This is a genomic window from Rhizobium sp. SEMIA4064, assembly GCF_003025035.1.
In the GTDB taxonomy this organism is placed as follows: Bacteria; Pseudomonadota; Alphaproteobacteria; order Rhizobiales; family Rhizobiaceae; genus Rhizobium; species Rhizobium paranaense.
In genome coordinates this window covers 320,896-345,804 of the sequence record NZ_PYJN01000013.1, presented here as the reverse complement: position 1 = coordinate 345,804, position 24,909 = coordinate 320,896, and the positions used below count along the sequence as shown (strand labels likewise).

Genomic DNA, 24,909 nt, shown 5'->3' with positions numbered 1-24,909 from the left:
TCAGACAGAAGGTTTGGGCCCCGACAGCGCACGATCAAGGACCAGCGCCATCGCGATACCGGTGGCGTAGGCCAAGATATTCCAAGGGGAAAACACCCGGCCCAGCAACAGAGCCCCGGCGGTGGTCAATCGAAATGCATCCAGCGCCGGCGTATGCCAAAGCCTGAAAAGTTCGACGAACACAGCGACAATCGCCGCCGCCGAAGCGACCCTGAAACGCCTTGTCGAAACGAAGATCGTCGCGAGGAGCCAATAGACCATCGCTCCCCACAATAGTGAGCCGCCATATTTGACGGCCACAAAGGGCAGATGCATCGCATAGCCATATCGGCGCAGCGCCAGACCGCCGACTATGGTCAGCAGCAGCGCCGAGAATAGGAACACTCTTCTGCGTGTCATTTTTCGCTGCATGTCCAGCGGCGCTCCTCACAGGTAAATGCGCGTAGGCCAGTGTGCGACTCAGCAATGCAGCGTCGCTATTCCATAGCGATCAGTCGGATGAAAGTCCGCCCCGGCGGATCGTAAACGCAAAGAGGCCGGATGATCGATCATCCGGCCTCTTAATCTTGTATTCGAAGCGAGCCGATTAAGCGGCTGCGGCTTCTTCTTCGGCAGCAACGCGAGCCTTGTCGGCTGCGCCCTTGGCGAGGGTGTCGCGATCGACGAACTCAACAACAGCGAGAGCGGCATTGTCGCCCTGGCGGAAGCCGGCCTTCATGATGCGCAGGTAGCCGCCGTTGCGGGTGGCGTAGCGCGAAGCGATCGTGTCGAACAGCTTCGAAACGACGGCTGCGTCGCGGATCTGCGAGATGGCCTGACGACGAGCGTGCAGGTCGCCGCGCTTGCCGAGGGTGACCAGCTTCTCGACGATCGGACGAATTTCCTTCGCCTTCGGGAGCGTGGTGACGATCTGCTCATGGGTGATGAGCGAAGCCGCCATGTTGGCGAACATCGCCTTGCGGTGGCTAGCGGTTCTATTCAGCTTGCGGCCGGCTTTACCGTGGCGCATGGCTATTCTCCTTCACTTGCAGACATTCGCCCGCAGTTTGATTGGTTAGTATTGGTCTTCGTAACGCTTGGCGAGATCTTCGATGTTCTCGGGCGGCCATGCCGGCACTTCCATGCCGAGGTGCAGGCCCATGGAAGCGAGAACTTCCTTGATTTCGTTCAGCGACTTGCGACCAAAATTCGGCGTGCGGAGCATTTCTGCTTCGGTCTTCTGAATGAGGTCGCCGATATAGACGATGTTGTCGTTCTTCAGGCAGTTTGCCGAGCGAACAGACAGTTCCAGTTCGTCCACCTTCTTGAGGAGCGCCGGGTTGAAAGCAAGTTCGGTAACTGCTTCTTCTTCGGCTTCCTTCTGCGGCTCGTCGAAGTTGACGAAGACGCCAAGCTGATCCTGGAGGATGCGAGCCGCGAAAGCGACGGCATCTTCGCCGGTGATCGAGCCATCGGTTTCGATCGACATGCTCAGCTTGTCGTAGTCGAGAACCTGTCCTTCGCGGGTGTTTTCAACCTTGTAGGACACCTTCTTGACCGGCGAATAGAGGCTGTCGACCGGGATAAGGCCGATCGGAGCATCTTCCGCACGATTGCGCTCGGCCGGGACATAGCCCTTGCCGTTGTTGACGGTGAATTCCATGCGGATTTCGGCGCCCTCGTCGAGCGTGCAGATGACATGCTCGGGGTTGAGGATTTCGATATCGCCGACCGTCTGGATGTCGCCAGCCGTTACTACGCCTGGGCCCTGCTTACGCACGACCATGCGCTTGCTGTCATCGCCGTCCATCTTGATGGCGATTTCCTTGATGTTCAGCACGATGTCCGTCACGTCTTCCCGCACACCCGGGATAGAGGAGAACTCATGCAGCACGCCGTCGATCTGCACGGCCGTCACAGCGGCGCCGCGCAGAGAGGACAGCAGAACGCGACGCAGCGCGTTGCCGAGGGTGAGACCGAAGCCACGCTCCAGCGGTTCGGCCACGAGCGTTGCCTTGGTGCGGCCGCTCGAGGAGAACTCGACCTTGTTCGGCTTGATCAGTTCCTGCCAGTTTTTCTGAATCATGTTCTTGCCTTCCGTTCGTTGCCACCATCCAATCGTGGCAACCGAGCTTGAGAAGCACCGAGCCGGACACAAACGCGCCGGCTGGTGTCGTGAGTGGCGATGATCAGACGCGGCGCTTCTTGCGCGGGCGGCAACCATTGTGCGGGATCGGGGTCACGTCGCGGATGGACGTGATCATGAAACCGGCAGCCTGGAGCGCGCGCAGAGCAGATTCACGGCCGGAGCCCGGACCGCAAACTTCAACTTCCAGCGACTTCATGCCATGTTCCTGGGCCTTCTTGGCGCAGTCTTCAGCAGCGATCTGAGCAGCGAACGGGGTCGACTTGCGCGAACCCTTGAAGCCCTTGGCACCAGCGGACGACCAGGCAATAGCGTTGCCCTGTGCGTCGGTGATGGTGATCATCGTGTTGTTGAAGGTCGAATTGACGTGCGCAACGCCCGAAGTGATATTCTTGCGCTCGCGACGGCGAACGCGGACGGCTTCCTTGGCCATGGTAGTCCTTTCTTGGATCTCTTCACCGCCGTAATGCCAGCGGCTACACCGGAGCGACGCCTATGCGGCCTCGCTCCAAACTCAAAAGAGGCCGGCGCAGACCGCCAGCCTCCCACATCCGGCTTCCCGGAAATTACTTCTTCTTACCAGCAATAGCCTTTGCCGGACCCTTGCGGGTGCGAGCATTGGTATGGGTGCGCTGACCGCGAACCGGTAGGCCGCGACGATGACGCAGGCCGCGGTAGCTGCCGAGGTCCATCAGACGCTTGATGTTCATCGCGGTTTCGCGACGAAGGTCACCTTCGACCTGATAGTCACGGTCGATGGTTTCGCGGATCTGCAGAACTTCAGCATCCGTCAACTGATTGACGCGACGCTCGGCCGGAATACCGACCTTCTCGCAGATTTCCTGTGCAAACTTCGGTCCGATCCCGTGAATGTAACGAAGCGCAATTACTACGCGCTTTGCAGTCGGGATGTTGACGCCAGCGATACGAGCCACGCCTGTTCTCCTTGCATTCCCCCCGCCTGAGCGAAGGTCTTTGTTATGCAGCCCTGGAGCTGCTTGTTCAAACTTGGGTCCGCAACACGTCAAAACGACCGTACCCGGACTTCCCTACGGAAATCCGCGCCGATCGCATGGCATGTCGCGAGTTGGCGCGGTGTTTAGCGGAATCAGCGCAAAAAAGCAACCGCTCCGGCAAGTTTATTTTAGACCACCTAGAGCTTGGACAGGATGGCCTCGATATTGGCCGTCACATGCTCGATATCGGCCATGCCGTCTACCGACTGCAGCTTGCCCTTGGCGTAGTAGTAGCCGATGAGCGGTGACGTTTCCTTGTAGTAGACCTGCAGGCGCTCGACGACCGTCTCTCTGTTATCGTCGGCGCGGCGCTTGAAATGCGTGGAACCGCAACGGTCACACACCCCCTCCACCTTCGGCTTCAGGTTTTCGTCGTGATAGCCGGCGCCGCAGTTGGCGCAGGTATAACGGCCCGAAATACGATCGGCGAGCACGGCATCATCGACCTTGATCTCGATGACGACGGAAAGGTTGATACCCTTCGCCTTCAACATCTCCTCGGTCGCATCGGCCTGAACGAGCGTGCGCGGATAGCCGTCAAGAATGAAACCCCTGGCGCAATCCGGTTGATCGATTCGCTCCGATACGATGGCGTTGACGATTTCGTCTGAAACAAGCTTGCCGGAGTCCATGACTGCCTTTGCGCGCTTGCCTACTTCAGTCCCGGCCGCCACCGCAGCTCTCAGCATATCGCCCGTGGAAAGCTGGGGAATACCGTACTTTTCCACGATACGCTGGGCCTGGGTCCCCTTACCTGCTCCCGGCGGCCCCAAAAGTATCAATCTCATCGCCCCCTCTTTCCTCCACGCAACTTCGATTTCTTGATCAGGCCTTCATATTGCTGTGCAATCAGGTGACCCTGAATCTGCGCCACCGTATCCAGCGTTACGCTAACCACGATCAGAAGCGAAGTGCCACCCAGGGACAACGGAATACCGGTCTGGGACACAAGAATTTCGGGGAGAATGCAGACGAAGACGAGATAGATCGCGCCAATCACCGTGATTCGGGTCAGCACATAATCGATATATTCGGCAGTGCGCTCACCCGGACGGATGCCCGGAATGAAGCCGCCATGCTTCTTCAGATTGTCGGCCGTATCCTTCGGATTGAAGACCAGCGCGGTGTAGAAGAAGGCGAAGAAGGCGATCAAGGCGGCGTAGAGCACCATGTAGATCGGCTGGCCATGACCAAGGGCCGCGATGATCGAGGTGACCCATGTCGGCAGGGCGGTGTTGTTGCCAAGGCCGGCGACTGTCGCCGGCAGCAGCAGCAGCGACGATGCGAAGATGGCCGGAATAACACCAGAGGTGTTGAGCTTCAGCGGCAGGTGCGAGGTGTCGCCCTGGAACATCCGCGTGCCAACCTGGCGCTTCGGATACTGGATCAACAGGCGGCGCTGAGCGCGCTCCACGAAGACGATAAGCCCGATGACCAGGACAGCCACGACCAGTACGGCCAGAATGAGGCCGGTCGACAAAGCGCCCGTGCGGCCAAGTTCCAGCGTACCGCCAACTGCGGTCGGGAGACCGGCTGCAATACCTGCGAAGATGATCAGCGAAATACCGTTGCCGATGCCGCGCGACGTAACCTGTTCACCAAGCCACATCAGGAACATCGTGCCGCCGAGCAGCGTAACGACCGTCGAAAGGCGGAAGAACCAGCCTGGGTCGAGGACCACGCCATTCCCGTGCTCTAGGCCGATCGCAATGCCGTAGGCCTGCAAGGCGCCGAGCAGCACCGTGCCGTAGCGGGTGTACTGGTTGATGATCTTGCGGCCCTGCTCGCCTTCCTTCTTCAGGTTTTCGAGCGCCGGCACGACCGAGGTCATGAGCTGCACGATGATCGAAGCGGAAATATAGGGCATGATTCCGAGGGCGAAGATCGCCATGCGCTGCACGGCGCCGCCGGAAAACATGTTGAAAAGGCCGAGGATGCCGCCGGACTGATTGTGAAAGGCTTGGGCATAGGCACCCGGATTGAGGCCCGGAATCGGGATGTGGGTACCCAGACGGTAGACGAGGAGAGCGCCGAGCGTGAACCACAGTCGCTTCTTGAGATCCTCGGCTTTGGCAAAGGTCGAAAAATTGAGATTGGATGCCAATTGTTCCGCTGCAGAAGCCATGCAAATCTCCGCATTACCAATTCCGGCATAATCGGCCGGGTCCGGAATCAGTCTTTAATTGTTCAAAAGCCGGGCTTTGGACGGATTGCACTGCAATCGGATGCCTCACCCTTGGTTCCCGTTATTTCCTGAAAAGACACTGCTGCATCGTCCAGGTTCGTGAGGCTCACATATGGGAGCAAAATCGCCCGGTGTGAAGCACCCCGGGCGATTTATTGATAAGATTATTCTGCGACAGAAGCGAGCAGCTTGACGGAACCGCCAGCCTTTTCGATCTTTTCGACCGCCGACTTGGAGGCACCAGCAACTTCCAGCGAAAGCTTCGCCTTCAGTTCGCCGTCCGAGAGAACGCGAACGCCGTCCTTGACGCGGCGAATCACGCCTGCAGCCTTCAGAGCTGCAGCATCGACGGTTGCCTTGGCATCGAGCTTGCCGGCATCGACGGCAGCCTGGATGCGAGCGAGCGACACGACAACATAATCGGCAGCGAAGATGTTGGTGAAGCCGCGCTTCGGCAGACGACGGTAGATGGGCATCTGACCGCCTTCGAAGCCGTTGATGGCAACGCCCGAACGGGACTTCTGACCCTTCACACCACGGCCGCCGGTCTTGCCGGAGCCGGAGCCGATGCCGCGGCCGAGGCGCTTGCGGCTATGGGTCGAGCCTTCGTTATCCTTGATCTCATTCAGTTTCATAGCGAATACCTCCGGCTCACTTCTCGTCGACAACGCGAACGAGATGCTGGACAGCACGGATCATGCCACGAACGGCCGGAGTATCTTCCAGCGTGCGGCGACGGTGCATCTTGTTCAGTCCGAGACCGATCAGCGTCTTCTGCTGAACATCCGGACGGCGGATCGGGCTGCCAATCTGCTCGACCGTAACGGTCGCCTTGGCTTCAGCCTTCTTGGTCGTCTTGGCCATAGGTCAAACTCCCTTATTCTTCGGAGGCGTTGCCCGAGGAGGTACGGCGAGCCTGCAGGGTGGCATACTTGATGCCGCGCTGAGCTGCGATGTCCTTCGGGTGAACCTGGTGCTTCAGGGCGTCGAACGTGGCGCGAACCATGTTGTACGGGTTCGACGAACCGGTCGACTTGGCAACGACGTCATGAACGCCGAGCGTTTCGAAAACGGCGCGCATCGGGCCGCCGGCGATGATACCGGTACCGACCTTGGCCGAGCGCAGCAGAACCTTACCGGCGCCATGGCGGCCATGGACGTCGTGATGCAGGGTACGGCCGTCACGCAGCGGTACGAAGATCATGTCGCGCTTGGCGCTTTCAGTGGCCTTACGGATCGCTTCCGGCACTTCGCGTGCCTTGCCGTGACCGAAGCCTACGCGGCCCTTCTGGTCACCGACGACGACGAGAGCGGCGAAACCGAAACGGCGGCCACCCTTAACAACCTTGGCGACGCGATTGATCGCGACCAGCTTGTCGACGAATTCGCTATCGCGCTCTTCACGGCTCTGGCGGTCTTCCCGCGGAGCCCTCTTTTCCTGTGCCATTGTCCTCTTCCTTTTTCTTTTCCGGGTGCAATCGGCAAACAAAACGAAGACCGCATCGACCTCCCAAAGGAGATCAGCGGTCCGGTGATATCCGGCCGGCGCTCTAAAGCCACCGGCCGGAAACTTGATCAGAAGGTCAGGCCGCCTTCGCGGGCTGCATCGGCCAGAGCCTTGATGCGGCCGTGGTAGATGAAGGCGCCGCGGTCGAACACGACTTCCTTGACGCCGGCCTTGGAGGCGCGCTCAGCAACGAGCTTGCCAACGAGGGCAGCGGCTGCGGTGTCGGCACCGGTCTTCAGAGAACCGCGCAGATCCTTGTCGAGGGTGGAGGCAGACGCGAGCGTCTTGCCGGCCACATCATCGATGACCTGGGCGTAGATGTTCTTCGACGAGCGATGAACCGACAGGCGCGGACGGCCATTGGCCACCGACTTGAGTTGACGACGCACGCGGTTGGCACGACGTGCAAGTGCTTCTTTCCTGCTAGCCATTTCGCGTGATCCTTACTTCTTCTTGCCTTCTTTGCGGACGATCCGCTCGCCGGCATACTTAACGCCCTTGCCCTTGTAGGGCTCAGGACCGCGGTATTCGCGGATTTCAGCGGCAACCTGGCCGACCTGCTGCTTGTTGATGCCGGTGACGACGATTTCCGTCGGCTTCGGCACAGCGATCGTGATGCCCTGCGGCGGCTCATAGATCACGTCGTGGCTGAAGCCGAGCGCGAGCTGCAGGTTCTTGCCCTGCATGGCGGCACGGTAGCCGACGCCGTTGATTTCGAGCTTGCGCTCGTAGCCGTCCTTGACACCCTTCAGGATGTTCTCGATCATCGTGCGGGACATGCCCCACTTTGCACGAGCGTCCTTGGAGTCGCTGAGCGGCGTTACGACGATTGCATTATCTTCCAGCTTGAGACCGATTTCGTCGTTAGCGACGAAAACCAGCTCGCCCTTGGGGCCCTTAGCAGTCACCTTCTGGCCATCAATCGAGGCCGTGATTCCTGCAGGCACCTGAACGGGCTTTTTACCGATACGAGACATTTTTCAAACCTGTCTGTTTCGAAGGAGATCTCTGTTCGATCTTAGAAGACCGAGCAGAGAACCTCGCCACCAACATTCTGTTCACGAGCCTGGTGATCGGCCATCACACCCTTCGGAGTCGAAAGGATGATGATGCCGAGACCGTTCGCGACCTGCGGAATGGACTTGACCGAGACATAAACTCGGCGGCCCGGCTTGGACACACGGCCGATCTCACGGATCACCGATGCGCCTTCGTAGTACTTGAGTTCGATGTTGATCTCAGACTTGCCGTTGCCGAAATCGACGACGGAGTAGCCACGGATGTAGCCTTCAGCCTGCAGAACATCGAGAACACGCGCACGGAGCTTGGACGAAGGCGTCGAAACCGACGACTTGCGGCGCGAAGCACCGTTGCGGATACGGGTGAGCATATCGCCCAAAGGATCAGTCATAGTCATCTAATCTGCTCCTTACCAGCTCGACTTGACGATGCCCGGCACCTTGCCGAGATTGCCGAGTTCACGCAGCGCGATACGCGACATGCGCAGTTTGCGGTAATAGGCACGCGGGCGGCCCGACACTTCGCAACGGTTGCGAATACGGGTCTTCGATCCATCGCGTGGGAGCGATGCCAGCTTCAGAGTGGCCTTGAACCGGTCTTCGATCGGAAGAGACTGGTTCATGATGATTGCCTTCAGGGCAGCCCGCTTCGCGGACTGGTTGGCAACCGTATTGCGGCGGCGCTTGTTCTTTTCGACTGCGCTTGTCTTCGCCATATCAGGGTTCCTTTTCTACGCTCGTCGTTACGGTTATTGACGGAACGGGAAGTTGAACTCTTTCAGAAGAGCCCGAGCTTCGTCGTCGGTCGTCGCCGTCGTGCAAACGATGATGTCCATGCCCCACATCTGATCAACCTTGTCGTAGTTGATCTCAGGGAACACAATGTGCTCCTTGATGCCCATGGCGAAGTTGCCACGACCGTCAAAGCTTTTCGGGTTCAGGCCGCGGAAGTCGCGAACGCGCGGGAGCGCGATGTTGACCAGACGATCCAGGAACTCATACATGCGGGCGCCGCGCAGCGTCACTTTGGCGCCGATCGGCATGTTTTCGCGGACCTTGAAGCCAGCGATGGAGTTGCGTGCACGGGTGATGACCGGCTTTTGGCCAGCGATGGCCGCCAGGTCGGCAGCAGCAACGGTCGGCTTCTTCGAATCAGCCGTCGCTTCGCCAACGCCCATGTTGATCACGATCTTGTCCAGCTTCGGGATCTGCATCTCGTTAGCGTAGGAGAACTTCTCCTGCATGGCTGCACGGATGCGAGCAACGTATTCCTTCTTGAGCCGCGGCTCGTACTTTGCCTCAGCCATCGATCACTTCTCCCGAGGTCTTGGCCACACGGACCTTCTTGCCGTCTACAACCTTGAAACCGACGCGGGTCGGCTTGCCGTCCTTGTCGACGATCGCAATGTTGGACAGGTGAAGCGGGGCTTCCTTGCTGATGATGCCGGCTTCCTGGGTCTGCGTCTGGCGCTGATGGCGCTTGACGACGTTGACGCCACGGACGACCGCGCGGTCTTCCTTCGGCAGCACTTGAATAACTTCGCCGGTACGGCCCTTGTCCTTGCCGGTCAATACGACGACCTTGTCGCCTTTACGGATCTTTTGCATCGCTCCGCTCCTTACAGTACTTCTGGAGCCAGCGAGATGATCTTCATGTGGTTCTTGGCGCGAAGTTCGCGCGGAACCGGTCCGAAGATACGGGTGCCGATCGGCTCTTTCTTGTTGTCGATGAGGACTGCTGCGTTGGTATCGAAGCGGATGACGCTGCCATCCGGACGACGGATGTCCTTGGCGGTACGAACAACAACCGCCTTCATCACGTCACCCTTCTTCACACGGCCGCGCGGAATGGCTTCCTTGATCGAAACGACGATAACGTCGCCGATCGAGGCATACTTGCGCTTCGAGCCGCCCAGCACCTTGATGCACATGACACGACGTGCGCCGGAATTATCCGCCACGTCGAGGTTTGTTTGCATCTGAATCATGTCAGGTCGCCTTCTTGTTGTTACCGGAATGGTTGGGCCAAACGGCCCCCTACCCCGGCTTATGGACTAGTGTCTTGTCTGATTTCTCCGGCATTCGGGACCACCTGGGTCACCTTCACCGGTCATCAATAAAGCAAAAGAACGCCCGTTCTCGAGCGTCCTGCTTCCAAGCTCGTGCTTCATACAGATATTTCGCCCAAGCGCAAGGGCCTGAGCGAAATTCTATTACTTGGCCTGGGCGGAAACGACCGTCCAGGTCTTGTCCTTGGAGATCGGCGCGCATTCCTCGATGGAAACGACGTCGCCGACCTTGTACTGATTGTTTTCGTCGTGAGCCTTGTACTTCTTGGAACGACGAACGGTCTTCTGGAGCAGCGGGTGAGCGAAACGACGCTCAACGCGGACAACTACCGTCTTCTCGTTCTTGTCGCTGACCACGACGCCCTGCAGAATGCGCTTCGGCATGTTATTCTTCCTTTAGGCCTTTGCTTCTGCCGCCTTCTGGCGGGCAATGGTTTTCACGCGAGCGATGTCCTTGCGAACTTCGTTGATGCGCGAGGACTTTTCAAGCTGGCCGGTCGCCTTCTGAAAGCGCAGATTGAACTGCTCCTTCTTCAGCTTGGCAAGCTCATCCTTGAGTTGGTCGGCGCTCAGGGCGCGAACATCTGCGGCTTTCATGAGCTTCTTCCTTACTCTGCAATGCGCTGCACGAAGCGCGTCTTGACCGAGAGCTTGGCGGCGCCGAGGCGCAGAGCCTCACGAGCGATTTCTTCGCTCACACCATCGATCTCGAACATCATACGGCCGGGCTTGACCTTGCATGCCCAGTATTCGACAGAGCCTTTACCTTTACCCATACGGACTTCGGTTGGCTTTGCGGTTACCGGAACATCCGGGAACACGCGGATCCATACACGGCCGGCGCGCTTCATGTAGCGCGTGATCGCGCGGCGAGCCGCTTCGATCTCACGAGCGTTGACGCGGTTAGGCTCCTGCGACTTCAGACCGAATTCGCCGAATGCGAGGTCAGAACCACCCTTGGCAACGCCCTTGATGCGGCCCTTAAATTGCTTGCGGTACTTAGTACGCTTTGGCTGCAACATTTTCTTATTCTCCGAACTTATCTGCCACGAACGCTATCAAGCGTTTTCGCGGCGGCGGTCTCTATCGCGATCGCGGCTAGCCGGACCCTGGGCGTCGCCCTCGAGCGCGCGGCGTTCGGAGGCCATCGGATCGTGCTCAAGGATTTCGCCCTTGAAGATCCAGACCTTGATGCCGCAGATGCCGAAAGCGGTTTCTGCTTCAGCCGTACCGTAGTCGATGTCGGCGCGCAGCGTATGCAGCGGCACGCGACCTTCACGGTACCATTCCGTACGAGCGATTTCCGCACCGCCGAGACGGCCGGCGCAGGTGATCTTGATGCCTTCAGCGCCAAGACGCATCGCGGACTGAACGGCGCGCTTCATGGCGCGACGGAAAGCAACACGACGCTCGAGCTGCTGAGCGATCGACTGGGCAACCAGCGTCGCGTCGATTTCCGGCTTGCGAACTTCAACGATGTTGAGGTGCGTTTCGGAATTCGTCATGTCCGACAGCTTCTTGCGGAGCTTGTCGATGTCAGCGCCTTTCTTGCCGATGATCAGGCCCGGACGAGCCGAGTGGATCGTGACGCGGCACTTCTTGTGCGGACGCTCGATGACCACCTTGGAGATACCGGCCTGCTTCAGTTCGTTCATGACGAACTTACGCATCTTCAGGTCTTCGTGAAGAAGCTGACCATACTCGGCATTGTCCGCAAACCAGCGGCTATCCCAGGTACGGTTGATGCCAAGACGAAAACCGATCGGATTGATTTTCTGACCCATTATGCGGCCTCCCCTTGAGCTTCCACTTCACGAACGACGATCGTCAGGTGCGCGAACGGACGCTCGATGCGAGACGCACGGCCACGGCCACGAGCGTGGAAACGCTTCATGACGATCGACTTGCCGACGTAAGCTTCGGCGACGACCAGCGAGTCAACGTCGAGATCGTGGTTGTTTTCTGCGTTGGCGATCGCGGATTCGAGCGTCTTCTTCACGGCACCAGCGATGCGCTTGCGCGAGAATTCCAGCTCTGCGAGCGCGCGATCAACCTTCTTGCCGCGGATCGAAGCCGCGACCAGGTTGAGCTTCTGCGGGCTGACGCGGAGCGTGCGCGCAACTGCCTGCGCTTCATTGTCCTTCAGCCGGCGTTCGGTTTTTGCCTTGCCCATTGTTACTTCCTCTTCGCCTTCTTGTCCGCACCGTGACCATAATAGGTACGGGTCGGGGCGAACTCGCCGAACTTGTGTCCGACCATGTCTTCATTGACGCTGACCGGAATGTGCTTGCTGCCGTTGTAGACACCAAAGGTGAGACCAACGAACTGCGGCATGATGGTGGAGCGACGGCTCCACATCTTGATTACTTCGCTACGTCCGCCTTCGCGCACCTTCTCAGCCTTCTTGAGAAGATAGCCGTCAACAAACGGACCTTTCCATACTGAACGAGCCACTTGAGACTTCCTCTCTTACTTCTTGCGCTGATGGCGCGAGCGCATGATCATCTTGTCGGTCGACTTGTTCGACCGCGTACGCTTGCCCTTGGTCGGCTTGCCCCATGGGGTCACCGGATGGCGACCACCAGAGGTACGGCCTTCACCACCGCCGTGCGGATGGTCAACCGGGTTCATGACAACGCCGCGGTTATGCGGCTTCTTGCCACGCCAACGCGAACGACCGGCCTTACCGTCGTTGATGTTGGCATGATCCGGATTCGAAACCGCACCGATCGTTGCAAGGCAATTGCCATGCACGAGGCGCTGTTCGCCGGAGTTCAGGCGAAGGATCGCCATGCCCTGGTCACGACCAACGAGCTGAGCGTAGGAGCCAGCCGAACGAGCGATCTGACCGCCCTTGCCCGGCTTCATCTCCACGTTGTGGATGATGGAGCCGACCGGGATGAACTGAAGCGGCATGGTGTTGCCCGGCTTCACGTCCACTGCCTTTTCCGAAGCGACGACCTTGTCGCCGGCAGCAAGACGCTGCGGAGCGAGGATGTAGGCCAGTTCGCCGTCCGTGTACTTCACCAGAGCGATGTAAGCGGTACGGTTCGGGTCGTATTCGATGCGCTCGACCGATGCCTCAACGTCGAACTTGCGACGCTTGAAGTCGACCAGACGATAGCTGCGCTTGTGACCGCCACCCTGGAAACGCACGGTGATGCGGCCGGTGTTGTTGCGGCCACCCTTGGAGGTCAGGCCTTCCGTCAGCGTCTTGACCGGCTTGCCCTTGTAGAGCGAGGAGCGGTCGACAATGACGAGCTGTCGCTGGCTCGGGGTCGTCGGATTGAATGTTTTCAATGCCATTTTCTTATTCCTCAGAGACCGGTGGAGACGTCGATCGACTGGCCTTCGGCGAGCGTCACAACAGCCTTCTTCACGTCCTTCTGCTTGCCGACGAGACCTTTAAATCGCTTGGTCTTGCCCTTGCGGAGCAGAGTGTTGACGGCCGTAACCTTGACGCCGAACAGCGCTTCGACGGCAGCCTTGATTTCAGGCTTCGTCGCGGTCTTGGCAACGTTGAAAACAACCTGGTTGTTATCCGAAACCAGCGTGGACTTTTCGGTGATCGCAGGAGAAACGATCACATCGTAATGGCGAAGATCCGTCACTTGAATCGCTCCTCTAGAGCTTCAACTGCAGCCTTGGACAGCACAAGCTTGCCGCGGCGCAGGATGTCATAAACGTTGATGCCCTGGATCGGCAGAACATCGATGTTCGGGATGTTCTGAGCCGCGAGCTTGAAGTTGCTATCGAGCTCAGCTCCACCGATGAAGAGCGCATTGGTCAGGCCGAGCGTCTCGAAAGTGCTGGCCAGAGCCTTGGTCTTGGCATCGGCTGCAACCAGGCTGTCGATGACGATGACGTCTTCGGACTTCAGCTTGGCCGACAGAGCGTGACGCAGGCCGAGGGCGCGAACCTTCTTCGGCAGATCGTGCTCGTGGCTGCGAGCGACCGGGCCGTGAGCCTTACCACCGCCGCGGAACTGCGGAGCGCGAGCCGAATGGTGACGAGCGCGGCCCGTACCCTTCTGCTTGTACATCTTGGCACCGGTGCGCGCTACATCTGCGCGGCCCTTTGCCTGATGCGTGCCCTGCTGCTTCTTTGCAAGCTGCCAGCGGACGACGCGAGCGAGGATGTCCTCACGCGGCTCGAGGCCGAAAATCGCATCAGAAAGGGAAACCTTCCCAGCGTCTTTTCCCTCGAGGGTCTTGACGTTCAATTCCATTGGTTTGGCTCCCTTACTTCGCGGCCGACTTGACGGCGTCGCGCACGATGATCCAGGCACCCTTGGAGCCGGGAACTGCACCCTTGACGAGGATCAGACCGCGATCTTCATCGGTCGATACCACTTCGAGGTTCTGCGTCGTGACGCGAGTCTGGCCCATGTGACCAGCCATCTTCTTGTTCTTGAACACCTTGCCCGGATCCTGGCGCGAGCCGGTCGAACCGTGCGAGCGGTGCGAAACCGACACACCGTGCGTGGCGCGCAGACCGCCGAAGCCGTGACGCTTGATAGCGCCTGCAAAGCCCTTACCGATCGTCGTGCCGGTCACGTCGACGAGCTGGCCCGCCGTGAAGTGAGCGGCCTTGAGCTCGGTGCCGACTTCGAGCAGGTTTTCATCCGTAACACGAAATTCAACGAGCTTGGCCTTCGGCTCAACGCTGGCAACGGCGAAATGACCGCGCAGGGCCTTCGTCGTGTTCTTAACTTTTGCCTGGCCGGCACCGAGCTGAACTGCGGTGTAGCCATTCTTTTCTACTGTGCGCTGGGCCACGACCTGGCAGCCATCCAAACGCAATACGGTTACCGGGACGTGCTCGCCGGCGTCGTTATAGACGCGGGTCATTCCCACCTTCTGTGCAATCACACCTGAACGCATCGGTTCAATCCTTCTCACTCAGCTCGAGGACCAGAGGTCTCAGAGCTTGATCTCAACATCGACACCGGCGGCGAGATCGAGCTTCATCAGCGCGTCTACCGTCTGCGGGGTCGGGTCAACGATGTCGAGAAGGCGCTTATGCGTGCGCATCTCGAACTGCTCGCGGCTCTTCTTGTCGATGTGCGGGGACCGGTTTACCGTGAACTTCTCGATACGAGTCGGAAGCGGAACGGGGCCCCGGACGCTAGCACCGGTGCGCTTCGCCGTCGACACGATCTCGCGCGTGGAAGCATCGAGAATTCGGTGATCGAACGCCTTCAGGCGAATGCGGATATTTTGGCCGTTCATTCGACGTTATCCTTGTGTTTTGTTATCTCGCGTGCCGCTAAAAAAGGGCACGGATTGTTCTTTTTCCTAAGGCGGACCACCGGTTTCAAAGATCGAGGGGGACGCCGGCTGCGGCATCCCCATCCACTTCTTCAGACCTTTCGGCCCACCTTATTGTTAATCTCATTGGCTGCTTCGTTATCCGAAGCAGCGCGCAAATCGCGCTCGCGCGCCATTTGCAACATTTCGATGTCATAAGCAAGCGGCTACTGCCGCTTGCATCATATTATTGTCATCGAATCGGCCACTCGGATGGAGTGGCCGGCTTCGAATTACTCGACGATGCTAGCGACGATGCCGGCGCCGACGGTACGGCCGCCTTCGCGGATCGCGAAGCGCAGCTTTTCTTCCATCGCGATCGGAACGATCAGCTCGACGTCAACCGTGATGTTGTCGCCAGGCATAACCATTTCCGTGCCTTCCGGAAGCGTCACGATACCCGTCACGTCCGTCGTGCGGAAGTAGAACTGCGGACGGTAGTTCGTGAAGAACGGCGTATGACGGCCGCCTTCTTCCTTCGTCAGGATGTAGGCTTCGGCCTTGAACTTCTTGTGCGGCTTTACAGTGCCCGGCTTGCAAAGGATCTGGCCACGCTCGACGCCGTCACGGTTCACACCGCGGATCAGCGCGCCGATGTTGTCGCCAGCCTGGCCCTGATCGAGCAGCTTACGGAACATTTCAACGCCGGTAACCGTCGTCTTCGACGTCGGACGAATGCCGACGATTTCGACTTCTTCACCAACCTTGACAATGCCACGCTCGACGCGGCCCGTCACAACCGTACCACGGCCGGAGATCGAGAACACGTCTTCGATCGGCATCAGGAACGGCTGGTCGATCGGACGCTCAGGCGTCGGGATGTAGGCGTCAACCGCTGCCATCAGCTCGCGGATCGCGTCTTCGCCGATCTTCTTGTCGCTGTCTTCCAGAGCAGCAAGGGCCGAACCCTTGACAACCGGAATGTCGTCGCCCGGGAAGTCGTAGGATGACAGAAGTTCGCGAACTTCAAGCTCGACGAGCTCCAGAAGCTCGGCGTCGTCAACCTGGTCGACCTTGTTCAGGAACACAACGATCGCCGGAACGCCAACCTGGCGGGCGAGCAGGATGTGTTCGCGCGTCTGCGGCATCGGGCCGTCAGCAGCCGAGCAAACCAGGATCGCGCCGTCCATCTGCGCAGCACCCGTGATCATGTTCTTCACATAGTCAGCGTGGCCGGGGCAGTCGACGTGCGCGTAGTGACGAGCAGGCGTCTCATATTCAACGTGCGCCGTCGAAATCGTGATGCCGCGTGCCTTTTCTTCCGGTGCCGCGTCGATCTGGTCATACGCCTTGAACTCACCGAAGAACTTCGTGATCGCTGCCGTCAGAGACGTCTTGCCGTGGTCAACGTGGCCGATCGTGCCGATGTTAACGTGCGGCTTATTGCGCTCAAACTTACTCTTTGCCATTTTCGGCTCTCCGTTTTTCTTGTCCCCGAAGGGATCAATTCTTGTTATCGGTCAATTGGTATTCCGGTCACTTCTGACCGGAATACTTTGCCTGGATTTCCTGTGCGACGTTCGACGGGACCGGCGAATAATGATCGAAGGTCATCGTGTACTGCGCGCGGCCCTGAGACATGGAGCGCAGGTTGTCGACGTACTTAAACATGTTTGCCAGCGGGACGTTCGCGTTGATGACAACAGCGATACCGCGGCTTTCCTGGCCCTGGATCTGGCCACGACGCGAGTTCAGGTCGCCGATGACGTCGCCGACGTAATCTTCCGGCGTCACGACTTCGACCTTCATCATCGGCTCGAGGAGCTGGGCACCAGCTTCACGGGCTGCTTCACGGAAGCAAGCGCGCGAAGCGATTTCGAAGGCCAGAACCGACGAGTCGACGTCGTGGAAGGCACCGTCGATCAGTGTCGCCTTGACGCCGAGCATCGGGAAGCCAGCCAGTGGGCCCGAAGACAGAACGCTTTCGATGCCCTTCTGAACGCCCGGAACGTATTCCTTCGGAACAGCACCGCCGACGATCTTGGACTCGAACTTGAAATCGTCGCCTTCCGGGTTCGGTTCGAACACGATCTTGACGCGAGCGAACTGACCGGTACCACCCGACTGCTTCTTGTGGGTGTAGTCCTTCTCGGTCTGACGCGTGATGGTTTCGCGGTAAGCAACCTGCGGCGCGCCGACGGTTGCTTCGACCTTGAATTCACGACGCATGCGGTCGACGATGATGTCGAGGTGAAGTTCACCCATGCCGGCAATGATCGTCTGACCCGATTCCTGGTCCGTCTTGACGCGGAAGGACGGATCTTCGGCAGCCAGGCGGTTGAGCGCGAGGCCCATCTTTTCCTGGTCGCCCTTGGTCTTGGGCTCGATCGCGATCTGGATGACCGGCTCGGGGAATTCCATGCGCTCGAGGATAACCGGCTTCAGTGGATCGCAGAGCGTATCGCCAGTGGTGGTTTCCTTGAGACCGGCCAGAGCAACGATGTCGCCAGCGAAGGCTTCTTCGATGTCTTCACGCGAGTTGGAGTGCATCTGCAGCATGCGGCCGACGCGCTCGCGCTTGTCCTTGACCGTGTTCATGACCGACGCGCCCTTTTCGAGCTTGCCGGAGTAGATACGGGCGAAGGTCAGCGAACCGACGAAGGGGTCGTTCATGATCTTGAACGCCAGCATGGAGAGCGGCTCAGCATCGTCAGCGTGACGGTGGATTTCAGCTTCCGTCTTGACGTCAATGCCCTTGATCGCCGGGATGTCGATCGGAGACGGCAGGTAATCGACAACAGCGTCGAGCAGCGGCTGAACGCCCTTGTTCTTGAAAGCGGTGCCGCAGAACATCGGGTGAAACTTGACGTCGATCGTGCCGCGACGGACGAGCGCACGGATCTGATCGTTGTCCGGCAGGTTGCCTTCCAGATAGGCTTCGGTCGCAGCTTCGTCGATCTCGACAACCGTCTCGATCAGCTTTTCGCGATATTCTTCAGCCTTGGCCTTCATGTCTTCCGGGATTTCGACGACGTCCCACTGGGCGCCGAGCGACTCGTCGCGCCAGATGAGAGCGTTCATCTCGATCAGGTCGATAACGCCCTTGAAATCGCTTTCAGCGCCGATCGGGAGCTGCATGACGACGGCGGTCGCACCGAGGCGGCTCTTGATCATCTCGACCGAGCGATAGAAGTCGGCGCCGGTCTTGTCCATCTTGTTGCAGAAGATCATGCGCGGAACATGATACTTCTCAGCCTGACGCCAGACGGTTTCCGTCTGCGGCTCAACACCAGCGTTGGCATCGAGCAGAGCGATAGCGCCGTCGAGAACGCGCAGCGAACGCTCGACTTCGATGGTGAAGTCGACGTGGCCGGGGGTGTCGATGATGTTGAAGCGGCGCATCTTGCCGTCACGGCCCTTCCAGAAGGTCGTGGTAGCAGCAGAGGTGATCGTGATGCCACGCTCCTGCTCCTGCTCCATCCAGTCCATGGTGGCTGCGCCGTCGTGGACTTCGCCGATCTTGTGCGACTTGCCGGTGTAGTAAAGGATACGCTCGGTCGTCGTGGTCTTGCCGGCGTCGATGTGCGCCATGATACCGAAATTGCGGTAGTCTTCGATTTTATATTCGCGAGCCATAGTGGACTGCCTTTCGGAAACCGTTCGGGATTACCAGCGATAATGCGAGAACGCACGGTTGGCATCAGCCATCTTGTGCGTGTCTTCGCGCTTCTTGACGGCAGAGCCGCGGTTGTTGGAGGCATCAAGAAGTTCGCCGCAGAGACGGTCGACCATGGTGGTTTCGTTGCGCTTGCGGGCAGCAGAGATCAGCCAGCGAATAGCAAGAGCCTGACGGCGCTCGGGACGAACGTCGACCGGAACCTGATATGTAGCACCACCAACGCGGCGCGAACGGACTTCAACGTGCGGAGCGATGTTATCCAAAGCCTGATGGAACACGCCGAGCGGCTCCTGCTTTGCCTTGCCCTGCACGGCGTCGAATGCGCCGTATACGATGTTTTCAGCTACGGACTTCTTGCCGTCCAGCATGATGGCATTCATGAACTTCGTGACAACCAGATCGCCGAACTTCGGGTCCGGATTGATCTCGCGCTTTTCTGCTCTGTGACGTCGGGACATACTTCTCGTCTCTCAACTGTTAGCGGCGCTTTACAACGCGGAGAACCTCGCGCAGCGCCGGATTACCTGAAACCGAATTACTTCGGACGCTTTGCACCGTACTTGGAACGGCGCTGCTTGCGGTTCTTGACACCCTGGGTATCGAGAACGCCGCGGATGATGTGGTAGCGAACACCCGGAAGGTCCTTGACGCGGCCGCCACGGATCATGACGACAGAGTGCTCCTGAAGGTTGTGACCTTCGCCCGGGATGTAACCAATGACTTCAAAGCCGTTGGTGAGGCGGATCTTTGCGACCTTACGCAGAGCCGAGTTCGGCTTCTTCGGCGTCGTCGTGTAGACGCGGGTGCAAACACCACGCTTCTGCGGGTTCTCCTGAAGAGCGGGAACCTTATTACGCTTTACCTGCGCCTGGCGAGGCTTGCGGATTAGCTGGTTTACGGTAGGCATTCAACCATCCCTTGTAAATCTGTCTCGACACCCTTGCGGGCTTAACTCTCGCCGTCTCCGGCACGACACACGTTCGCCTCAATGCGCAAAACGTGGCCCGATCCGCTTTCGCAGATGGACCACAAAAAAGCAGAGGACGCAGCAAATTGCGTCTTGCGTGCAGCATTCGTGTCTTCAACGTGCGTTTAGAACCTTGTTTGAGGTGAACTCCAGAGCGCGTCGCTCCGAACAGCCATGCCTCACATGGGTCCTGATGGCGGCGGTACTACTGGTTTCCCGCAGGTTCGTCAAGGCCGGTTAAGAATTATCTTTGTCACAAACCCCGAAAAGACGGGCCAAACCAGCCGTTTGGCGCCTCAGACGAGGAAATGGCGTCGCTCCGGCAAGATAGACTTGGGTATTTCGTTAAAATCCCTATAAGGAATCACAGAAAGACAATTTCACCGATCGGCAAGGGCAGTTCAGAGAATCGCTCGGCCGAATCGATACCACCGAAGGAAGACTTATGATCACAGAGCCAGACAACGACAACAATTTCGACGGCCCCATGGTCTTCATCATCATCGGCAAGGGATATGAAACGGACGGCGGCGAAGGCGTCGACCTGCATGTTATGCTGAAGGCACCAGATGACGACACCGCTGTTCGCGAAGCGCTGAATGCCCTTGCTGAGGAAGGCTTCATCGAGGCCGATCTCGATCAGATCGGCATGCTGACCGACGTGCCCGACGAAGAACCGCATGCCTCGGCCTATCAGGGCGCGCTGGAAGGCGAAGTGGCGATCATTCGGTTTCGCTAGACGGGATCGCACTCCCCTCGCCTGCTCTTCACACTATGGATGAAAAAAGAAACCGCCCGGATCGCTCCGGGCGGTTTTTGATTCCAGCTTAACTCCAGCCGCTTATTCAGCGGCCGGGGCGTTTTCGTTGGCCATGTCCTGCAGCATCGGCGTGGCGACGGCGGCGCCCGTGCCCTTGCGACGCTCTTCCAGGATCAGCTCGTCGCGAGCCGTCGCGATGCGACGGATCTGCGTCATGGTACCACCGGTACCGGCCGGGATGAGACGGCCGACGATGACGTTTTCCTTCAGACCCTGCAGGCCGTCGGTCTTGCCGGCGATCGCAGCTTCCGTCAGCACCTTCGTCGTTTCCTGGAAGGACGCGGCGGAGATGAAGGACGGGGTTTGCAGCGACGCCTTGGTGATGCCGAGCAGAACCGGATCGCCGTAAGCGGGCTTCTTGCCCTCTTCGATCAGGCGGTCGTTGTTATCGTCCAGCTCGATACGGTCGACATTGTCACCAACGATATACTGGCTGTCGCCTGCATCGGTGATTTCCACCTTCTGCAGCATCTGACGGACAATCACTTCGATGTGCTTGTCGTTGATGACAACGCCCTGGAGACGGTAGACTTCCTGGATTTCGTTGACGAGGTAGGAAGCCAGAGCCTCCACGCCCTTGATCGCCAGGATGTCGTGCGGAGCCGGGTTACCGTCGAGGATGTAGTCACCCTTTTCGATATAGTCGCCTTCCTGAAGGTGGAAGGGCTTGCCCTTCGGGATCAGGTATTCGACCGGCTCGACACCGTCTTCCGCCGGCTCGATGATGACACGGCGCTTGTTCTTGTAGTCGCGGCCGAGGCGGATCGTACCATCGATCTCTGCGATGATGGCGTGGTCCTTCGGACGACGGGCTTCGAACAGTTCGGCAACGCGCGGCAGACCGCCGGTGATGTCCTTGGTCTTGGCGCTTTCCAGTGGCGAACGGGCAAGAACGTCACCCTGCGACACTTTCTGGCCCGGCTCGACGGACAGGATCGCGTCAACCGAGAGCAGGAAGCGGGCTTCACCGCCGCGCGACAGCTTGGCGACATTGCCGCTGGCATCCTTGATGACGATCGCCGGCTTCAGATCCGAGCCGCGCGGCGTCGAACGCCAGTCGATAACCTGACGCTTGGTGATGCCGGTCGACTCGTCGGTCGCTTCGAGAACCGAGAGACCGTCGATAACGTCTTCGAAGTGCACCGTACCGGCGACTTCCGTCATCATCGGACGGGTATACGGATCCCATTCTGCGAGACGCTGACCGCGCTTGACCTTGTCGCCTTCGTCGACATGGAGCTTGGAGCCGTAGGCGACGCGCTGCGAAGAGCGTTCGACGCCACGTTCGTCCAAAATCTGCACCGTCATGTTACGGCCCATGGCAACCAGGCTGCCTTCGGAGTTGCGCAGCATGTTGCGGTTCTTGATCTGAACCGTGCCCTCATACGAGGCTTCCAGGAACGACTGGTCGACCACGGTCGCCGTGCCGCCCAAGTGGAAGGTGCGCATGGTGAGCTGCGTGCCCGGCTCACCGATCGACTGAGCGGCAATGACGCCGACAGCTTCACCGATGTTGACCGGCGTACCGCGAGCAAGGTCGCGGCCGTAGCAGACCGAGCAGACGCCCGTCTGGATTTCGCAGGTCAGCGCCGAACGGATGCGGATCGACTGGATACCAGCCTTTTCGATCTCGATGACATCCGGCTCGAGGATCATCTTGCCAGCATCGACGATGCGCTCACCCGTGATCGGATGGTCGATATCGTCCAGCGCCGTACGGCCGAGGATGCGGGCGCCGAGCGAGGCGACAACCTGACCGGCATCGACGATGGCAGTCATGGTGAGGCCGCTTTCGGTGCCGCAATCGATGTGCGTCACGATGCAATCCTGCGCGACGTCGACGAGACGGCGGGTCAGGTAACCGGAGTTCGCGGTCTTCAAGGCGGTGTCTGCCAGACCCTTACGGGCGCCGTGCGTCGAGTTGAAGTACTCGTTAACGGTCAGGCCTTCCTTGAAGTTCGAGATGATCGGCGTCTCGATGATTTCGCCCGACGGCTTGGCCATGAGGCCGCGCATGCCGCCCAACTGACGCATCTGGTTCGGAGAACCGCGGGCGCCCGAATGGCTCATCATGTAGATCGAGTTCATCGGCTTCTGACGACCGGTCTTCTCGTCGAATTCGACGGCCTTAATGCGGGCCATCATTTCTTCGGCGACCTTTTCCGTGGCCTTGCCCCAGGCGTCGACAACCTTGTTGTACTTTTCGCCCTGGGTGATCAGACCGTCGTTGTACTGCTGCTCGTATTCCTTCACCAGGGCTTCGGTGTCACCGACGATCTTAACCTTGGTATCCGGAATGACCATGTCGTCCTTGCCGAACGAAATGCCGGCGCGGCAGGCATGAGCGAAGCCGAGCTGCATGATGCGGTCGCAGAAAATGACCGTGTCCTTCTGGCCGCAGTGACGGTAGACCGTGTCGATCATCTTGGAGATGTTCTTCTTGGTCATTTCCTGGTTGCAGATGTCGAAGGTCACCTTGCCATGCTTCGGCAGCAGTTCGCCAATCAGCAGGCGGCCAGGGGTCGTTTCATAGATCTTCGAATAGGGCTTGCCCTCTTCGTCGATCGACTTGAAGCGGCCGCGGATCTTCGAATGCAGCGTCACGACCTTGTTTTCCAGAGCGTGATGAAGCTCACCGAGGTCGGAGAAGGCCATGCCTTCGCCCGGCTCGTTCTGGTTCAGGATCGAGAGGTAATAGAGACCGAGAACCATGTCCTGCGACGGAACGATGATCGGTGCTCCGTTTGCCGGATGCAGGATGTTGTTGGTCGACATCATCAGCACGCGGGCTTCGAGCTGGGCTTCGAGCGACAGCGGCACGTGAACAGCCATCTGGTCACCGTCGAAGTCGGCGTTGAAAGCCGTGCAGACGAGCGGGTGCAACTGGATGGCCTTGCCTTCGACCAGCATGGGTTCGAAGGCCTGGATGCCCAGGCGGTGCAGCGTCGGCGCGCGGTTCAGCAGAACCGGATGCTCGCGGATGACCTCGTCGAGGATATCCCAAACTTCCGGCTTTTCCTTTTCAACCAGCTTCTTGGCCTGCTTGACGGTCGAGGAATAACCCTTCGCGTCGAGGCGGGCGTAGATGAACGGCTTGAAGAGTTCGAGCGCCATCTTCTTCGGCAGGCCGCACTGATGCAGCTTGAGCTCCGGACCGGTCACGATGACCGAACGGCCGGAATAGTCGACGCGCTTGCCGAGCAGGTTCTGACGGAAGCGGCCCTGCTTGCCCTTGAGCATATCGGACAGCGACTTCAGCGGACGCTTGTTGGCGCCGGTGATGACGCGGCCGCGGCGGCCGTTGTCGAACAGCGCATCAACAGATTCCTGCAGCATGCGCTTTTCGTTGCGGATGATGATGCCCGGAGCGCGCAGTTCGATGAGGCGCTTCAGACGGTTGTTACGGTTGATGACGCGGCGGTACAGATCATTCAGATCCGACGTTGCGAAACGGCCACCATCGAGCGGCACCAGCGGACGCAGGTCCGGCGGGATGACCGGGACGACCTTCATGATCATCCATTCCGGACGGTTGCCGGATTCCATGAAGTTCTCGACGATCTTCAGGCGCTTCATCAGCTTCTTCTGCTTGAGATCCGACGTGGTGTCGGCAAGCTCGGAGCGCAGGTCGCCGGCGATCTTCTCGAGGTTCATGCTGGCCAGCATCTCGTAGATCGCTTCAGCGCCGATCATGGCGGTGAACTGGTCTTCGCCATATTCGTCAACGGCGAGCATGTACTCTTCTTCCGTCAGGAGCTGATGCTCCTTGAGCGCGGTCAGGCCCGGCTCGGTGACGATGTAGTTTTCGAAGTAGAGAACGCGCTCGACATCCTTCAGCGTCATGTCGAGCAGCGTGGAAATGCGGCTCGGCAGCGACTTCAGGAACCAGATGTGGGCAACGGGAGCGGCGAGCTCGATATGGCCCATACGCTCACGGCGAACGCGCGACAGCGTGACTTCGACGCCGCACTTTTCGCAGATGATGCCCTTGTACTTCATGCGCTTGTACTTGCCGCACAGGCATTCGTAATCCTTGATCGGCCCGAAGATTCGCGCGCAGAACAGACCATCGCGTTCCGGCTTGAACGTACGATAGTTGATCGTCTCCGGCTTCTTGATCTCACCATAAGACCAGGAAAGAATCTTCTCCGGCGATGCGATCGAAATCCGGATGGAATCGAAATTCTGTGCAGGCACCTGCGGATTGAAAAGATTCATGACCTCTTGGTTCATGCCTGTCTCCTTTAGGGGCGAAACGCCCTCGAATTGCAAT

Annotated in this window: 34 protein-coding genes; 1 reads left to right on the top strand and 33 read right to left on the bottom strand. The window is 58.9% G+C overall.

Annotated features, from left to right (window positions below; translation table 11 throughout):
* The 32 genes from C9E91_RS08240 to rpsL all read right to left on the bottom strand — a co-directional run bounded on the left by C9E91_RS08240 (position 1) and on the right by rpsL (position 19,756).
* Positions 1-411 carry a ribosomal maturation YjgA family protein gene (locus C9E91_RS08240; protein WP_181316038.1) on the bottom strand — a complete coding sequence of 137 codons (411 nt, stop codon included), beginning with the start codon at positions 409-411 and terminating at the stop codon, positions 1-3.
* Between the two features lie 175 nt (positions 412-586).
* Positions 587-1,009 carry a 50S ribosomal protein L17 gene (rplQ, locus tag C9E91_RS08235; RefSeq protein WP_107107815.1) on the bottom strand — a complete coding sequence of 141 codons (423 nt, stop codon included), beginning with the start codon at positions 1,007-1,009 and terminating at the stop codon, positions 587-589.
* Between the two features lie 45 nt (positions 1,010-1,054).
* Entirely contained in the window at positions 1,055-2,065 is a 1,011-nt protein-coding gene (locus C9E91_RS08230) for a DNA-directed RNA polymerase subunit alpha (RefSeq protein WP_028753958.1), read from the bottom strand.
* 103 nt (positions 2,066-2,168) lie between these two features.
* Positions 2,169-2,558, bottom strand: coding sequence for a 30S ribosomal protein S11 (rpsK, locus tag C9E91_RS08225; RefSeq protein ID WP_004118426.1), 390 nt, complete (start codon positions 2,556-2,558; stop codon positions 2,169-2,171).
* Positions 2,559-2,691: 133 nt separating this feature from the next.
* Complete coding sequence (gene rpsM / locus C9E91_RS08220; RefSeq protein WP_004118424.1) at positions 2,692-3,060, bottom strand: 30S ribosomal protein S13; 369 nt, start codon at positions 3,058-3,060, stop codon at positions 2,692-2,694.
* Positions 3,061-3,278: 218 nt separating this feature from the next.
* The gene (locus tag C9E91_RS08215) at positions 3,279-3,929 is read right to left on the bottom strand and encodes an adenylate kinase (RefSeq protein WP_107107814.1); all 651 of its coding nucleotides are present in this window, start codon (positions 3,927-3,929) and stop codon (positions 3,279-3,281) included.
* Positions 3,926-5,266 carry a preprotein translocase subunit SecY gene (gene secY / locus C9E91_RS08210; RefSeq protein WP_107107813.1) on the bottom strand — a complete coding sequence of 447 codons (1,341 nt, stop codon included), beginning with the start codon at positions 5,264-5,266 and terminating at the stop codon, positions 3,926-3,928. The genes C9E91_RS08215 and secY overlap by 4 nt, the downstream gene beginning before the upstream one ends.
* 224 nt (positions 5,267-5,490) lie before the next feature.
* The gene (gene rplO / locus C9E91_RS08205) at positions 5,491-5,961 is read right to left on the bottom strand and encodes a 50S ribosomal protein L15 (RefSeq protein ID WP_107107812.1); all 471 of its coding nucleotides are present in this window, start codon (positions 5,959-5,961) and stop codon (positions 5,491-5,493) included.
* Between the two features lie 16 nt (positions 5,962-5,977).
* Positions 5,978-6,190, bottom strand: coding sequence for a 50S ribosomal protein L30 (gene rpmD, locus C9E91_RS08200; RefSeq protein ID WP_007690786.1), 213 nt, complete (start codon positions 6,188-6,190; stop codon positions 5,978-5,980).
* A 13-nt stretch (positions 6,191-6,203) separates the two neighbouring features.
* Entirely contained in the window at positions 6,204-6,773 is a 570-nt protein-coding gene (rpsE, locus tag C9E91_RS08195) for a 30S ribosomal protein S5 (RefSeq protein ID WP_028753962.1), read from the bottom strand.
* A 128-nt stretch (positions 6,774-6,901) separates the two neighbouring features.
* Positions 6,902-7,264, bottom strand: a complete 363-nt coding sequence (rplR, locus tag C9E91_RS08190; protein WP_028753963.1) for a 50S ribosomal protein L18 — start codon at positions 7,262-7,264, stop codon at positions 6,902-6,904.
* Positions 7,265-7,276: 12 nt separating this feature from the next.
* On the bottom strand, positions 7,277-7,810 hold the full coding sequence (gene rplF, locus C9E91_RS08185) for a 50S ribosomal protein L6 (RefSeq protein ID WP_028753964.1): 534 nt from the start codon (positions 7,808-7,810) through the stop codon (positions 7,277-7,279).
* A 41-nt stretch (positions 7,811-7,851) separates the two neighbouring features.
* The gene (gene rpsH, locus C9E91_RS08180; protein WP_028753965.1) at positions 7,852-8,250 is read right to left on the bottom strand and encodes a 30S ribosomal protein S8; all 399 of its coding nucleotides are present in this window, start codon (positions 8,248-8,250) and stop codon (positions 7,852-7,854) included.
* A 12-nt stretch (positions 8,251-8,262) separates the two neighbouring features.
* Entirely contained in the window at positions 8,263-8,568 is a 306-nt protein-coding gene (gene rpsN, locus C9E91_RS08175; RefSeq protein WP_028753966.1) for a 30S ribosomal protein S14, read from the bottom strand.
* A gap of 33 nt (positions 8,569-8,601) precedes the next feature.
* Entirely contained in the window at positions 8,602-9,159 is a 558-nt protein-coding gene (gene rplE, locus C9E91_RS08170; RefSeq protein WP_004118404.1) for a 50S ribosomal protein L5, read from the bottom strand.
* Positions 9,152-9,460, bottom strand: a complete 309-nt coding sequence (rplX, locus tag C9E91_RS08165; RefSeq protein WP_107107811.1) for a 50S ribosomal protein L24 — start codon at positions 9,458-9,460, stop codon at positions 9,152-9,154. The genes rplE and rplX overlap by 8 nt, the downstream gene beginning before the upstream one ends.
* An 11-nt stretch (positions 9,461-9,471) precedes the next feature.
* Positions 9,472-9,840, bottom strand: a complete 369-nt coding sequence (rplN, locus tag C9E91_RS08160) for a 50S ribosomal protein L14 (RefSeq protein WP_003573790.1) — start codon at positions 9,838-9,840, stop codon at positions 9,472-9,474.
* Between the two features lie 225 nt (positions 9,841-10,065).
* A complete protein-coding gene (gene rpsQ / locus C9E91_RS08155; protein WP_028753969.1) occupies positions 10,066-10,305 on the bottom strand; it encodes a 30S ribosomal protein S17 in 240 nt (79 codons plus the stop codon).
* A 12-nt stretch (positions 10,306-10,317) separates the two neighbouring features.
* Entirely contained in the window at positions 10,318-10,518 is a 201-nt protein-coding gene (rpmC, locus tag C9E91_RS08150; protein ID WP_007690763.1) for a 50S ribosomal protein L29, read from the bottom strand.
* Between the two features lie 11 nt (positions 10,519-10,529).
* Positions 10,530-10,943, bottom strand: coding sequence for a 50S ribosomal protein L16 (gene rplP, locus C9E91_RS08145; protein ID WP_004118395.1), 414 nt, complete (start codon positions 10,941-10,943; stop codon positions 10,530-10,532).
* 36 nt (positions 10,944-10,979) lie between these two features.
* On the bottom strand, positions 10,980-11,705 hold the full coding sequence (gene rpsC / locus C9E91_RS08140) for a 30S ribosomal protein S3 (protein WP_104822786.1): 726 nt from the start codon (positions 11,703-11,705) through the stop codon (positions 10,980-10,982).
* The gene (rplV, locus tag C9E91_RS08135) at positions 11,705-12,094 is read right to left on the bottom strand and encodes a 50S ribosomal protein L22 (protein ID WP_004118391.1); all 390 of its coding nucleotides are present in this window, start codon (positions 12,092-12,094) and stop codon (positions 11,705-11,707) included. The genes rpsC and rplV overlap by 1 nt, the downstream gene beginning before the upstream one ends.
* A 2-nt stretch (positions 12,095-12,096) precedes the next feature.
* Positions 12,097-12,375, bottom strand: coding sequence for a 30S ribosomal protein S19 (gene rpsS / locus C9E91_RS08130; protein ID WP_004118389.1), 279 nt, complete (start codon positions 12,373-12,375; stop codon positions 12,097-12,099).
* A 15-nt stretch (positions 12,376-12,390) separates the two neighbouring features.
* A complete protein-coding gene (rplB, locus tag C9E91_RS08125) occupies positions 12,391-13,227 on the bottom strand; it encodes a 50S ribosomal protein L2 (RefSeq protein WP_104822785.1) in 837 nt (278 codons plus the stop codon).
* 11 nt (positions 13,228-13,238) lie between these two features.
* Positions 13,239-13,532, bottom strand: coding sequence for a 50S ribosomal protein L23 (locus C9E91_RS08120; RefSeq protein WP_028753972.1), 294 nt, complete (start codon positions 13,530-13,532; stop codon positions 13,239-13,241).
* Positions 13,529-14,149 carry a 50S ribosomal protein L4 gene (gene rplD / locus C9E91_RS08115; RefSeq protein ID WP_107107810.1) on the bottom strand — a complete coding sequence of 207 codons (621 nt, stop codon included), beginning with the start codon at positions 14,147-14,149 and terminating at the stop codon, positions 13,529-13,531. The genes C9E91_RS08120 and rplD overlap by 4 nt, the downstream gene beginning before the upstream one ends.
* A gap of 13 nt (positions 14,150-14,162) precedes the next feature.
* Entirely contained in the window at positions 14,163-14,804 is a 642-nt protein-coding gene (gene rplC, locus C9E91_RS08110; RefSeq protein ID WP_107107809.1) for a 50S ribosomal protein L3, read from the bottom strand.
* A gap of 39 nt (positions 14,805-14,843) precedes the next feature.
* Complete coding sequence (rpsJ, locus tag C9E91_RS08105; protein ID WP_003547547.1) at positions 14,844-15,152, bottom strand: 30S ribosomal protein S10; 309 nt, start codon at positions 15,150-15,152, stop codon at positions 14,844-14,846.
* Positions 15,153-15,463: 311 nt separating this feature from the next.
* Positions 15,464-16,639: an elongation factor Tu gene (gene tuf, locus C9E91_RS08100; protein ID WP_107107798.1), complete on the bottom strand. Its 1,176-nt coding sequence runs from the start codon at positions 16,637-16,639 to the stop codon at positions 15,464-15,466.
* A 67-nt stretch (positions 16,640-16,706) separates the two neighbouring features.
* On the bottom strand, positions 16,707-18,806 hold the full coding sequence (gene fusA / locus C9E91_RS08095; RefSeq protein ID WP_107107808.1) for an elongation factor G: 2,100 nt from the start codon (positions 18,804-18,806) through the stop codon (positions 16,707-16,709).
* A 30-nt stretch (positions 18,807-18,836) separates the two neighbouring features.
* Entirely contained in the window at positions 18,837-19,307 is a 471-nt protein-coding gene (gene rpsG, locus C9E91_RS08090) for a 30S ribosomal protein S7 (RefSeq protein ID WP_107107807.1), read from the bottom strand.
* 77 nt (positions 19,308-19,384) lie between these two features.
* Positions 19,385-19,756: a 30S ribosomal protein S12 gene (gene rpsL / locus C9E91_RS08085; RefSeq protein ID WP_003507760.1), complete on the bottom strand. Its 372-nt coding sequence runs from the start codon at positions 19,754-19,756 to the stop codon at positions 19,385-19,387.
* Between the two features lie 505 nt (positions 19,757-20,261).
* On the opposite strand from rpsL, the gene C9E91_RS08080 reads away from it, so the two are divergent.
* Positions 20,262-20,555: a transcriptional regulator gene (locus C9E91_RS08080; RefSeq protein WP_107107806.1), complete on the top strand. Its 294-nt coding sequence runs from the start codon at positions 20,262-20,264 to the stop codon at positions 20,553-20,555.
* 102 nt (positions 20,556-20,657) lie between these two features.
* On the opposite strand, the gene rpoC is transcribed toward C9E91_RS08080, so the two are convergent.
* The gene (gene rpoC, locus C9E91_RS08075; RefSeq protein WP_107107805.1) at positions 20,658-24,869 is read right to left on the bottom strand and encodes a DNA-directed RNA polymerase subunit beta'; all 4,212 of its coding nucleotides are present in this window, start codon (positions 24,867-24,869) and stop codon (positions 20,658-20,660) included.
* Positions 24,870-24,909 lie beyond the last annotated feature (40 nt).